Here is a 13404-nt window from a genome sequence, read left to right on the forward strand (position 1 = left end):
CACGCTGGCCGACCTCACCCGCGAAGCGCGGCGCGTCAACGACCATGCCCGCCTGCATGGCCCCGCCGTCGCTGTGGTCACGCCCTACCAACTCCTGCGGGCCGCTTACCGGCTCCCCGGCTATGAAACGATCATCGCCAGCGTCGCGGGCAGTGCGCTGATTCTGGACGAGATTCACGCCTACGAGCCGCGCCGTCTGGGGATGTTCGTGGCGCTGCTGGGAGACCTCGTGAATCGCTGGGGCGTGCGGGCCTGCGTGATTACGGCGACCATGCCTGGGTGGTTGCGTGGAAAACTGGAAGGCTTGCTGAACGTGGAAACCCTCAGCGCCCCGCGTGAAATCGCGCTGCAAAACTGCCGTCACCGCCTGGAACTGCGGGAGAGTAGCCTGGAAGACCCCGCCGTGCTGGACGACATCGCTGCCCATGTGAAGGCGGGTGGGAGCGTGCTGGTGGCTGTGAATACGGTGCGGAAGGCGCAGTGGGTGATGGGCGAATTGCAAGGCCGTCTGGGGCCGGAGCAGGTGCGCCTTCTCCACAGCCGCCTGAACGGGCGAGGTCGCCGCAGGGTGGAAGATGAGGTTTTGAAGGCCCTCAAAGCGGGCACGGACGGCCAACCTCTCGCCGTCGTCGCCACGCAGGTCATCGAAGTCTCGCTGGATTTGGATTTTGACGGCATCGTGACCGAACCCGCCCCGCTGGAAGCCCTCATTCAGCGGTTCGGGCGGGTGAACCGCCGGGGGGAGAAGGGCGAAAAAATGTGCTTGGAAGGCCACGGAGTGTGCGTCGTCCCCGTCACCGTCCTGACCCAGCCCGCCAGCGGACAGCACGTTTACGAGGACACGCTGGTTGAGCGCACGCTGGAAATCCTGCATGAGTGCGCGGCGGCGGGCGGCCTGCTCCACGACGACCTGCTGAGCGGCTGGCTGGAGCGCATCTACGCGGGCGAATATCTGGCCGAGTTGCAGCGGCAGTATGACCAGGGCGACCGCGAGGTGTCCCTCTTCATGCGCGACCTTAAGCCGTTTTGCAGTGACGCTGACCTGCGCCAGAGCTTTGAAGACTTGTTCGACGGTGTAGAAGTCCTGCCGAAGCAATTTTACGATCAGTACGTGGCTGAGAAGGACGTTTCTCCCATTCAGGCCCGCTCCCTGCTGGTGTCCATGAGCGCACAGCAAAAGGGCCGTTTCAGGCAGCATATCCGCTGGGACGACGAGCTGAAGCTGTGGGTGGCGGATTTGCCTTACGACGACACTCTGGGCCTGCTTCTGCAAAAGCCGCAGGAAAAGCCGAGGAACAGTGACGAGTGGGGAGAATTCTGAACGTCATCCAGTGACGCCTCCTCATGACACATTGCCCGCATGAGTGAAGCTCTGCGCCTCCCGCTGCCCGATGAGCCGTACATCAACTGGGCGTACAGCGACGCGAGTATGCAACCCTACGCCCGGCATGCGGTTCTCGCGGCGGTGCTCCACGAGAAGAGCGTCGTGCAGGAAGCTCCGGTCACTTCGATTGCCGAGGCGGAGCTGCTGGCCGCCGAACTCGCCGTGCTGCACGCTCTCGCCCACCTGCCGCTGCGGCTCCACGTGGACAATCCTTTCGTGATTCATGCCCTCACGGGAAGACATGGGCAGGGAGCCGCTTTCATGGGCCTGGGCGAGCGCATTCTGGCCCTGGCAGGGGCGCGAGGGATTGATCTGGAGGTGGTCAGGGTCGCCTCGGCGGACAACCGCGCCCACTGGCCCGCCCTGTCCCGCTACCGCAGTCTGGAAGACCGCCCCCGCAGGGTGTACGAACTCCAGGTCAAGGGGCCACTGGTGCGGGTGCGTGGAAACGGGGTGGATTTTCGCCGCGTCTATGAGGCTCCGGCGGGGTTTTACGCCGTGTGCGACCTCGCCGAGCAGCTTCCGGCAGGTGTCATTGCGGTGGTCAAGGGCCTGATGCCGATGGCCTGGGGCTACTGGCGTAACCCGGGTATGGGGGGAGCGCAGGTCAAGAAGCGGGCCAAACAAGCCCTGAAGGTGCTGGCAGAGAAGAACAGCGACATCCAGCTCTGGAAGGGGGACAGGACCAAGCTTCTCAACGTCACCCAATGACGCCCCCCTGTGCCACGCTCCCGGCATGAACCTCGTCATCTCGGAGCGTGGCACCTTCCTGGCCCTGCGGAGTGAAAGGCTACAACTGCGGCACCCGCAGCAGGAGACGCAGGAAGTGGCCCTGCGCGACCTCGAAACGGTCACGGTGACGACCACCGCCTGCACCCTCAGCGCTGAGGCTATCCGTGCCTGCGCGAAGTTCGGGGTGCAGATCGATCTGGTAGATGGTCTGGGCGCACCCTACGCCAAGTTCAGCAGTCCGTACCTCGTGGGTACCGTCAGTACCCGCCGCGCGCAGATGCAGGCTTACCTGACCCCGGCAGGCGTGGAGGTCGCCCGGCACGCCATCCGCGCCCGGCTGAGGAATCAAGCCAGCCTGCTCAAATACTTCGGCAAGTACCGCAAGGAGGCCGACCCCACCGCGTATGCGGCGATCCAGCGTGCCCTCCCCGGCCTGACCGCGCTGGAGGCCGAGCTGGACGCGCAGCAGGGTGCATGTATCGACGACCTGCGTGACGTGCTGCTGGGCATCGAGGGGCGCGGGGGCGTGGTGTACTGGGGGGCGGTAGCGGCGCTGCTGCCCGCCGACCTCGCCTTTCCGGGCCGCCTGGGACGCGGCGCGTCCGACCCCGCCAACATGACGCTGAATTACGGGTACGGCATCCTCTACGCGCGGGTGGCGGGGGTGCTGGCGACGGCGGGCCTGGAACCCTTCGCGGGCTTCCTGCACACCGACCGGCCCGGCAAACCCAGCCTGGTGCTGGATTTCGTGGAAGGCTTCCGCGCCGCCTGCGTGGACCGTCCCGTCCTCGCCCTGCTGGGGCGCGGCTGGCGGCCCGAGACGGACGAGCACGGCAAGCTGACGCCAGAGACGCGCCAGCGAATTGCCACCGCTGTCAACGACCGGCTGGACACGCGCGACGTGGTGGGCGGCAAACGCTTCCGCCTCCAGAACATCATGGTGATGCAGGCCCGCCGCCTCGCTGGCTTCCTGCGCGGGGAGGGCGACTATCCCGTCTACGTCGCCAGTTGGTGAGCCGTGCCGAAGCTGCTGCAAGACCCCCGCAAGGCCGGACAGCCCACCCTGGTGCTGTACGACGTGCAGGACGACAGGCGCCGCACGAAAGTGATGAACGCCTGCAAGGATTACGGCCTCGCCCGCTGGCAGTACAGCGCCTATCACGGGCGGCTGACGGGAGCGGCTCGCCGCGAACTGGAAACGCGGCTGGAAAAGGCAATGGGGGACAGCCCCGGATTGATCGCCGTCCTCCAGCTTGAACAGTGGCAGATCGATGACGCCACCATTCTCCACCAGGAGGCGGAAGATGACTGAACCGCTCCTCATCACGCCCACCGAACTGCGGCAGCACCACTACTGCCCCCGCGTGGTCTTCTTCGAACGCTGCACACCCGTGCGGCGGCGCGAGACCGTGCTGATGACCCACGGGCGCGAGAAGCACCAGACCGAACTGCTGCGGGAGCGGCGACGCACCCTTTCCCGCTACGAACTGACTGAAGGTGAGCGCCGCTACGACCTGCGCCTCACCAGTCCCGCACTTGGCCTGACCGGCGAGCTGGACCTCCTCATCGTGGACGGCACGCGGGCCTTTCCGGTCGAGTTCAAGCACACCTCGCGCCCACCCGACCCCGGCCACAAGCTGCAACTGTGCGCCTACGCCCTGCTGGTCGAGGCCGAACTGGACCTCACCTGCCCGCACGGATACTGGCATAGCAGCCGCACGCGCCAGACGCACACCATCCCTTTCGACACCCGGCTGCGAAACCGCACGCGGGCGGCCATCGAGACGGTGCGCGGCTTCATCCTGGCCGAACGCTGCCCGCCGCCCACGTCCCAGCCGGTCAAATGTCTGGAATGCGAGCTGCGGAACTTCTGCGGCGATACCCTGTGACGCCGCAAGAGCCTGGGCTGCTCCGAATGGCCGCCAATTTGCGAGACGTACAGGACAGAGTTTCCGGGGTTTTCCGACTGGCGGTGGCTGTGGGTCCACCGCGTGGGGGAGGAAGAGGCGTTGAGTGCGGTCCGCAATTCGGGGTGCTGCCGCCGAGACCAGCAATTTGCGGAGCCACCCGATGAGCTATGCTCGATGCCGCAGCTATCGCGCTGCGTGTTCCATGACAGCCGAGATAGCGAATGGCCGAGCACGTGGAATAAGCCCTTCAACGACTTCCCCGAGCGATAGGGGACTGAAACGCATTGATTGCAGGCTTGCGAGGTGTACCGGGGGTCTTCAACGACTTCCCCGAGCGATAGGGGACTGAAACGGCTGGAACAGGACCCCGGCGTCCGGAATCAGCTCCTTCAACGACTTCCCCGAGCGATAGGGGACTGAAACAGGGCGCTGGGGGACGGGACCTATGAACTGGTCCTGCTTCAACGACTTCCCCGAGCGATAGGGGACTGAAACTTGTGCTTTCGCCGGTCCACCAGATAGGCCACGCCGCCTTCAACGACTTCCCCGAGCGATAGGGGACTGAAACACGAACACCGCCGCCGCGTGGGGCGCAAGCCAGGTGCCTTCAACGACTTCCCCGAGCGATAGGGGACTGAAACCCCGCCACATGGCGAAGTCCCCCAGCGTGGGCCGCTCCTTCAACGACTTCCCCGAGCGATAGGGGACTGAAACCAGCTTCCGGGCTGAAAGAACTTCATGAAGCGCCTCTTCAACGACTTCCCCGAGCGATAGGGGACTGAAACTCTTTGAGAAGCTGGTCAGCAGCCGGGCGCTGAAGTCTTCAACGACTTCCCCGAGCGATAGGGGACTGAAACGCCAGCTCTACGGCGGGACCGCGCAGATCACGACTTCTTCAACGACTTCCCCGAGCGATAGGGGACTGAAACGCTCGGGGCCAGCAGCGCGGTCCTGGCGACCGAGGCGCAGCTTCAACGACTTCCCCGAGCGATAGGGGACTGAAACGCCACGACTTCCGCGAGGTTCCCGGCGTCGAGGTGGCCTTCAACGACTTCCCCGAGCGATAGGGGACTGAAACATCATTCAGTACCTCCAAAGCGAGGGGCTGGCCGTCTTCAACGACTTCCCCGAGCGATAGGGGACTGAAACACGAACCGAGCACGCACCTTCCACTCTGCGTTAAGCTTCAACGACTTCCCCGAGCGATAGGGGACTGAAACTGCTCAGGGTCATAGCCTTGATGCAGGTAATCACCATCTTCAACGACTTCCCCGAGCGATAGGGGACTGAAACTGCCAGCGCGCGACGTGAGGCGGGGGAGTGCCCGCCTTCAACGACTTCCCCGAGCGATAGGGGACTGAAACACCCTGCGCGGTGCGGCGGACACGGCCGGGATCAACTTCAACGACTTCCCCGAGCGATAGGGGACTGAAACAGCAGTTCACGGAGGCCCTGCACGGGCAGGCGGGCAACTTCAACGACTTCCCCGAGCGATAGGGGACTGAAACAGCAGAAGAAGAAGGGCCTTCTCTCCCGCTGGGGCATCCTTCAACGACTTCCCCGAGCGATAGGGGACTGAAACTCCGCCTGGTGCTGGCCTGCCGTGACCGTTACGAGCTTCAACGACTTCCCCGAGCGATAGGGGACTGAAACTGGGGTAAGGGGCTGTCCGCAGACGTGCAGCGGGTGCTTCAACGACTTCCCCGAGCGATAGGGGACTGAAACGCTTGCACCGCTTCTCCGCCTGCCGACCGTCCACCCTTCAACGACTTCCCCGAGCGATAGGGGACTGAAACGCGCGAATCCTCTCGACCTGCGGAGGAATGGACCATCTTCAACGACTTCCCCGAGCGATAGGGGACTGAAACGCAAAAGAAAACCTGCACGCGGCAAACGTGCAGGGCCTTCAACGACTTCCCCGAGCGATAGGGGACTGAAACGTGGTTCCGATACTCGTGTTATCCAGATCGGCGGGCTTCAACGACTTCCCCGAGCGATAGGGGACTGAAACGCCACCACACATCACGCCAGCCGTGATAATTGACCTCTTCAACGACTTCCCCGAGCGATAGGGGACTGAAACGCTACCGCGTACTGCTGATGGACGACCGCGTGACCGACTTCAACGACTTCCCCGAGCGATAGGGGACTGAAACAGCCGCAACTTCTACGTCAAAGGTGCGCTTGCCAACTTCAACGACTTCCCCGAGCGATAGGGGACTGAAACCCCTTGCGCTGCTGCCCCCGCTCGGCGGGGTAGCCCTTCAACGACTTCCCCGAGCGATAGGGGACTGAAACGTCACCACCCAGGGACCACAGGGCGAGGGCCGCGCTTCAACGACTTCCCCGAGCGATAGGGGACTGAAACGCTACTGCGCGGGGAGCCTGCTGTACGGGCAGGCCTTCAACGACTTCCCCGAGCGATAGGGGACTGAAACCGAAAACGTCACCGTCGAATCCCGCACGTTGCAGCTTCAACGACTTCCCCGAGCGATAGGGGACTGAAACTCCGGTTTTTTGGCGTGTGAGCCGCGCAAATTGCGACTTCAACGACTTCCCCGAGCGATAGGGGACTGAAACGCAATGGCCGTCGGGTCGAGGATCGTCGCCGGGTCCCTTCAACGACTTCCCCGAGCGATAGGGGACTGAAACTGGAACTGGCCGGGGCCGCGCTGAGACAGCAGCAGCTTCAACGACTTCCCCGAGCGATAGGGGACTGAAACCGTGCTGGCCGCGCTGGTGGACTCGCCCGCCGTTGACTTCAACGACTTCCCCGAGCGATAGGGGACTGAAACGTGTTGTACATGCGCTCTTGCGCTTCGAGGTTGAGCTTCAACGACTTCCCCGAGCGATAGGGGACTGAAACAGGATAGTCAGGACTGCCGTCTTAATGTCGCCCGACTTCAACGACTTCCCCGAGCGATAGGGGACTGAAACAACGTGAGCGCGGTAGATCTGGCTCTGGCCTACCGCCTTCAACGACTTCCCCGAGCGATAGGGGACTGAAACCAGAAGTCCCCCGTCCCTGCCCCGCCGCCGCTGCGCCCTTCAACGACTTCCCCGAGCGATAGGGGACTGAAACCCCAACTATCGGCAGGACCTCCCCGCGCTCCGCCTGCTTCAACGACTTCCCCGAGCTATAGGGGACTGAAACGCCCGCAGCCGCAGAGCGGGCCTCACGCGGCCACCTCTTCAACGACTTCCCCGAGCGATAGGGGACTGAAACTGCACTCCCAGCGGTCTCGCCGGTTCCGTCTCCAGCAGCTTCAACGACTTCCCCGAGCGATAGGGGACTGAAACTTCTTGCAGACTTCTCTGTACCCTCATCTTAGCCTCCTTCAACGACTTCCCCGAGCGATAGGGGACTGAAACTCAGCGTGACCGCGCAGATCAGAGCCGCGCCGAGGGCTTCAACGACTTCCCCGAGCGATAGGGGACTGAAACTGGTCTTCAAGCTGAACAAGTTCAAAGGCCAATCTTCAACGACTTCCCCGAGCGATAGGGGACTGAAACGCGCGGCCCTGGTGGAGACGCTGGGCAGCGAGGCGCCTTCAACGACTTCCCCGAGCGATAGGGGACTGAAACACCAGCGGGTGATAGGCCCGCACGAACACCAGCGCGCCTTCAACGACTTCCCCGAGCGATAGGGGACTGAAACGTGTAAACGGCAATGGCCGCCCGCCCCGCCGCGTCCTTCAACGACTTCCCCGAGCGATAGGGGACTGAAACGCGCTGGCGCTCTGGCTGGTCGGCGCGGTCGAGCCACTTCAACGACTTCCCCGAGCGATAGGGGACTGAAACCCTCAAAGTCGGGAGTGCCGTCGGCACGGTAGTAACTTCAACGACTTCCCCGAGCGATAGGGGACTGAAACCGCGCTGCTGCTCGGGCTGGTCGGGGCGGTCGAGCCAGCTTCAACGACTTCCCCGAGCGATAGGGGACTGAAACTGCAAAGCAAGATCGACACCATCACTGGGAAGGGCCTTCAACGACTTCCCCGAGCGATAGGGGACTGAAACACGCCTTGAAGCTGTCAAGGGCGTTGCCTTCGGTGAACTTCAACGACTTCCCCGAGCGATAGGGGACTGAAACTGGCTGCCCAGCGTGCGGCAGTCCAGGGACAGCGCGCTTCAACGACTTCCCCGAGCGATAGGGGACTGAAACTTGAGATCGACACGACGCCGGGGGTGTGGAGTGTGACTTCAACGACTTCCCCGAGCGATAGGGGACTGAAACTCGATCTCCTGGGGGGTCGCGGCGCGCGGGTGCGGGCTTCAACGACTTCCCCGAGCGATAGGGGACTGAAACAGGTGTTCGGCGATCTCCAGGCGCACGTGTCTCCCCTTCAACGACTTCCCCGAGCGATAGGGGACTGAAACATTTTCCGCGCGTTGTACACGTCGAAATGAATTGCGACTTCAACGACTTCCCCGAGCGATAGGGGACTGAAACCTGGAGAATTTCACGCCACCCGATTTTGAGCCACCTTCAACGACTTCCCCGAGCGATAGGGGACTGAAACTGAGAGTGCCGCTTGTGCGTCGCGAGGGCTGGTGTCTTCAACGACTTCCCCGAGCGATAGGGGACTGAAACTACGGGCGTCCCGAAAGGACGGGGGTTAGCGACCGACTTCAACGACTTCCCCGAGCGATAGGGGACTGAAACCACACCGAGAGAACCGAGGTAAGCACGGTGGTCGACTTCAACGACTTCCCCGAGCGATAGGGGACTGAAACCGGCATCGGCCGAGACGGATGGGCTGCGGGCCGGGGCTTCAACGACTTCCCCGAGCGATAGGGGACTGAAACTTGCTGGCCGCCGCTTCTTCCTCTGTCTGGACACCCTTCAACGACTTCCCCGAGCGATAGGGGACTGAAACGGCTGGAGTGAGCCTCCGCCAGCAACCGCGACCCGCTTCAACGACTTCCCCGAGCGATAGGGGACTGAAACGTGCCTTCAAGCGCGCCTACAGCTCGCTGATCGACTTCAACGACTTCCCCGAGCGATAGGGGACTGAAACAGCGCTTGGCTGGGGGCACTGCTCTGAACCTACAGAAACTTCAACGACTTCCCCGAGCGATAGGGGACTGAAACGCCCTCACGCGCGTAGACCGCGCCCTTCCTGGCGGCCTTCAACGACTTCCCCGAGCGATAGGGGACTGAAACTCCGGGGCCGTGCGCGGGAGTGGGAGTGTGAAGATCTTCAACGACTTCCCCGAGCGATAGGGGACTGAAACCTTACTGTTGAACTCCCAGACATGGCGACCTTCTTCCTTCAACGACTTCCCCGAGCGATAGGGGACTGAAACCGGCGATGAAGTGAGCCTCCAGACCGCCATCCTGCTCTTCAACGACTTCCCCGAGCGATAGGGGACTGGAACATCCGAAGACGTTACACAGACTGTTGCAGGCGGGGCTTCAACGACTTCCCCGGGCGCTGAAGTTTCCGTCCGGTGCTCCCGCCCGGGTCTGCCACTCCCCAGGGTGGCGGCTCGGGCGGCGTTGATCGCCCGGACAGGAACGCCGATCGCGGCACACAGCGCAGTTTGAAGGGGAATCGTGTTTCAGTCCGGCATGGTCGCCGGATTCACCACCATCACGTGCCTGCCGTGAACCTGTCCGGTGCGAGCCACGCTCACGCTTGCGGGCCGGGGCCAGACCTCCGAGCAGGTCGAGCCGCCGGATCAGGGCGGTCCTCCCGGCCATAGCCACCCAGTGGCCATCTACCGCGAGCACAGTTTCAGCCCTGCAGGGCCTCGGCGAACCAGCGGGTCACCACGTCGGGCCGGGTGATCGCGCTGCCCACTACGACGAAACTGGCCCCCTGCGCCAGCGCCCGGGCCGCGTCGGCGGGCGTATTCAGCCGGCCCTCCGCCACGAAAGGAAGCCCCGTCTCACGGAGTTCGTCCAGCAGTGCCCAGTCCGGCTGACTGAGCTGGCGGCTGTAGGGTGTATACCCGCTCATGGTGGTGCTCACGATGTCGGCCCCCAGGGCCAGCGCGGCGCGGGCTTCCTCCAGGGTGCTGATGTCCGCCATCACCAGCGCACCCGCAGCGTGAACGGCAGCGAACATCTCCGCCAGCGGTTCCGGGCGGGGACGCAGCGTGGCGTCCAGCGCGACGATCTCTGCCCCCAGCTCTGCCAGCCGCACGGCCTCCGCAGCGGTCGGCGTGATGTAGATCTCGGTGTCCTCGCGGTCGGTCTTCGTCAGGCCGATGATCGGCAGGTCGGTCACGGCCCGCACCGCCTGCATGTCCCCGAAGCCCTGGAGACGCAGCCCCGCCGCCCCCCCGCGTTCCGCCGCCAGGGCCAGGCGGCTGATGATGTAGGGGTCGCGCAGGGGGCTGTCCGGATTCGCCTGGCAGGACACCACCAGACGCCCACGCAGCCGCTCCAGCACGGCATGCTCCGGCACGCGCCCCTCAGGCATGGGCGAGCAGGCCCTCGGCGGCCAGGATAGCCTCGACGCGGCGGGTCTCGTCGGCATTCAGGGGGGCGTTCGGGCGGTGCATGTGGTGCTGGGGGATCAGGCCCAGCAGCCGCAGCGCCGTCTTAAAGCCGCCCACACCCGAGGCGTTCGGGCTGGTGCGGGGCGTCCCCTGGAGGGCGATCGCGAACAGGCGGATCAGGCGTTCCTGGATGTGGCGCGCCTCCCGCCAGTCTTCCCGCCGCGCGGCGTCGTACAGGGCTACGTACCCCGCCGGGTCCACGTTCCCCAGACCCGGCACGCAGCCGTGCGCGCCGATCATCAGCGCCGTGTCCACCATCAGTTCCGAGCCGGTGAACAGGCGGAAGTCGGGGTCACCCTGGCACTCCAGCGCCAACAGGCGGAAGTTGGTGTCGTCGCCGCTGCTGTCCTTGAGGCCCTCGATCAGGCCCTGGGCGCGCAGCTGCCGCAGGGTGGCACGTTCCAGCTTCACGTGGACGCACACGGGAATGTCGTAGGCCATGATCGGCAGCGGCACGGCCTGCCGGACCGCCCGGAAGTGCTCGACGATCTCGGCCTGGCTGGTGCGGGTGTAGAAGGGCGCGGTGACCACCAGGCCGTCCACACCCGCCGCCTGCGCGTCCCGGGCGTGCGCGATCACGCGGTCGGTGGTGGGGTCGATCACGCCGGCCAGCAGCGGCACCCGCCCCGCCACCTCGTCCACCGCGATGCGCAGCACCTCGCGGCGCTGGGGGGCGTCCATGAAGACGACCTCGCTGCTGGAGCCGAGGAGAAAGAGGCCGTGGACGCCGCCGTCCAGCAGGTGCCGGAGGACGCGCCGCAGGGCGGGTTCGTCCACCTGGAAATCGGGCGTAAGGGGGGTGACGACGGGGGGAATGATGCCGTGGAGTTGCATGGAAAACCTCGGAGGAGCGTGGGGGGGAAGGGGGATCAGGCCTTGGCCTTGGGGTCGAGGGCGTCGCGCAGGCCGTCCCCGACGAAGTTGGTCGCCAGCACGGTCAGGACGATCAACGCGCCGGCGGGCATCCACTGCCAGGGGTAGGCTTCGAGCACGGTGAGTTCGCGGGCGGCGGTCAGGAGGTTGCCCCAGCTCGCCTGCGGCGGCTGCACGCCCAGGCCCAGGAAGCTCAGGCCCGCTTCCAGCAGGATGGCGCTCGCCACGCCCAGGCTGACGAACACCACCAGCACGTCCACCACGTTGGGCAGCGCATGTTTCAGGAGAATGCGGCGGTCGGGGGCACCCAGCGCCGTCGCCGCCGCGATGAATTCCAGTTCGCGGACCGAGAGCAGCTTGGCGCGCACCAGGCGGCAGGCCAGCGGCCAACCCAGCAGCCCGATGATCAGGATGGTCTTGTCGATGCCGGGGCCGACGATGGCGGCCAGCGTGAGCAGCACGATGATGCTGGGAAAGGTCATCACCACGTCCACGAAGCGCATGATCAGGTTGTCCACCCAGCCGCCGAAATACCCGGCGAGCGCGCCCAGCGTGGTGCCGACCACGACCGAGATCAGGGTGCTGAGCAGGCCCACCAGCAGCGACACCCGCCCCGCCGACAGGGTGCGCGCGAAGATGTCGCGCCCAGTCTGGTCGGTGCCCAGCCAGTGGATGGCACCTGGCGGCTGGTTGCGCGCCAGCAGGTCGATCTGTTCGGGGGTAAAGCGGGAAGCGGCGGGGCCGAACACGACCAGCAGCACGATCAGGCCCAGCAGGACCAGCCCGGCCACCGCGAGCCGGTGACGCAGGAAGCGGGTGGTGGCCATCCGGGCGGGGGTGCGGACGGCGGTAGGAGCAGGAGCGGCAGTGGTCATCGGGAGCCTCATAACCACTCCGATTGAAAGGTTGACTGGTCAACCTGAAAATCCGACCGGAGGGAGAAGGAGAAAGTACAGGTTTCGCAGAATGGAACAACAAGCGGCCCTTTCCCGATTGTTGTGGAATGAAGCCAAACCTGTATCACGTGTAACGAATGCGGGGGTCGATCAGGCCGTACATCAGGTCGGTGATCAGGTTCGCCAGCAGGATGGTCCCGGCCAGCACCAGCGTGGTGCCCATGATCATCGGGTAGTCGCGGGCGTCGATGGCGTCGAGGTACAGTTGCCCGGTCCCCGGCCAGGAAAAGATGGATTCCAGAAAGACCGCCCCGCCGATCAGGTTGGCGACGTTGGCCCCGATCACGGTCACGACCGGAATCAGTGCGTTGCGCAACACGTGCTTGCTCACCACCCGCGGGTACGCGACGCCCTTGGCGCTGGCGGTGCGGACGTAATCCTGGTGAATGACTTCCAGAATGCTCGACCGCGTGTAGCGCATCAAGACCGCGACGTAGGTCACGGACAGGATCAGGGCGGGCAGGGCGAGGTGCGACAGGATGTCCAGCACGCCGCCGTCGCCCGGCGTCTGGTAGCCCCCGGCGGGAAACCACTTCAGTTTCAGCGCGAAGACGTACAGGCCCAGCAGCCCGGCCAGGAAGGCGGGGGTGGAGATGCCCAGGAACGCGAACACGGTCAGCACGTTGTCGAGGGCCGTGTAGCGCCTCACGGCGGCCATCACGCCGAACAGGACGCCCAGCACCACGCCCAGGCCCATCCCCGCCCCCATCAGCAGCAGCGTGGGAGGGAGCCGCCGGGCGATCTCGGCGGCCACGGGTTCGCCGTTCTTGATGCGGTAGCCCAGGTCGCCCTGCACGGCGTGCTGAAGCCAGCGGGCATACTGCACGGCCTTGGGCTGGTCGAGGCCCAGCTCATGCCGGATGATGGCGCGCTGCTCGGCGGTCACGACCTGATCCGGCGGGATGTAGGCGTCCAGCGGATCGCCGGGCGTGAATTGCAGCAGCGTGAAGATGATGGCGGTAATGACCAGCAGCAGCGGGATACTGATCAGCAGACGCCGCAGTGCGTAGATTCCCATAGGTCACCTGTGGATGGGGCGGGA

The 13404-nt window shown here is 64.8% G+C and carries 9 protein-coding genes and 1 CRISPR repeat array; of the genes, 5 read left to right on the forward strand and 4 right to left on the reverse strand.

What is annotated here, in order from left to right; translation table 11 throughout:
* The 5 genes from cas3 to cas4 all read left to right on the forward strand — a co-directional run.
* A partial coding sequence (cas3, locus tag DEIPH_RS13295) for a CRISPR-associated helicase Cas3' (protein WP_034358938.1) occupies positions 1-1321 on the forward strand: 1321 nt, incomplete at its 5' end.
* 39 nt (positions 1322-1360) lie between these two features.
* Complete coding sequence (locus DEIPH_RS13300; RefSeq protein ID WP_034358939.1) at positions 1361-2095, forward strand: hypothetical protein; 735 nt, start codon at positions 1361-1363, stop codon at positions 2093-2095.
* A 25-nt stretch (positions 2096-2120) separates the two neighbouring features.
* A complete protein-coding gene (gene cas1 / locus DEIPH_RS13305; protein ID WP_034358942.1) occupies positions 2121-3131 on the forward strand; it encodes a CRISPR-associated endonuclease Cas1 in 1011 nt (336 codons plus the stop codon).
* Between the two features lie 3 nt (positions 3132-3134).
* The gene (cas2, locus tag DEIPH_RS13310; protein WP_051517376.1) at positions 3135-3428 is read left to right on the forward strand and encodes a CRISPR-associated endonuclease Cas2; all 294 of its coding nucleotides are present in this window, start codon (positions 3135-3137) and stop codon (positions 3426-3428) included.
* Positions 3421-4005 (forward strand): CRISPR-associated protein Cas4, encoded by a 585-nt coding sequence (gene cas4, locus DEIPH_RS13315; RefSeq protein WP_034358944.1) that lies wholly within the window; start codon positions 3421-3423, stop codon positions 4003-4005. The genes cas2 and cas4 overlap by 8 nt, the downstream gene beginning before the upstream one ends.
* 266 nt (positions 4006-4271) lie before the next feature.
* A CRISPR array of direct repeats spans positions 4272-9405; the repeat unit is 36 nt; unit sequence CTTCAACGACTTCCCCGAGCGATAGGGGACTGAAAC.
* Positions 9406-9764: 359 nt separating this feature from the next.
* On the opposite strand, the gene DEIPH_RS13320 is transcribed toward cas4, so the two are convergent.
* The 4 genes from DEIPH_RS13320 to DEIPH_RS13335 form a co-directional block, all read right to left on the reverse strand.
* The gene (locus tag DEIPH_RS13320) at positions 9765-10439 is read right to left on the reverse strand and encodes an N-acetylmannosamine-6-phosphate 2-epimerase (RefSeq protein ID WP_235183250.1); all 675 of its coding nucleotides are present in this window, start codon (positions 10437-10439) and stop codon (positions 9765-9767) included.
* A 7-nt stretch (positions 10440-10446) separates the two neighbouring features.
* Positions 10447-11367, reverse strand: a complete 921-nt coding sequence (locus tag DEIPH_RS13325) for a dihydrodipicolinate synthase family protein (protein WP_034358946.1) — start codon at positions 11365-11367, stop codon at positions 10447-10449.
* Between the two features lie 35 nt (positions 11368-11402).
* Entirely contained in the window at positions 11403-12281 is an 879-nt protein-coding gene (gene opp4C / locus DEIPH_RS13330) for an oligopeptide ABC transporter permease (protein ID WP_034358948.1), read from the reverse strand.
* A gap of 145 nt (positions 12282-12426) precedes the next feature.
* Positions 12427-13380 (reverse strand): ABC transporter permease, encoded by a 954-nt coding sequence (locus tag DEIPH_RS13335; protein ID WP_034358950.1) that lies wholly within the window; start codon positions 13378-13380, stop codon positions 12427-12429.
* Positions 13381-13404 lie beyond the last annotated feature (24 nt).

It is taken from the genome of Deinococcus phoenicis (genome assembly GCF_000599865.1).
Classification (GTDB): domain Bacteria; phylum Deinococcota; class Deinococci; order Deinococcales; family Deinococcaceae; genus Deinococcus; species Deinococcus phoenicis.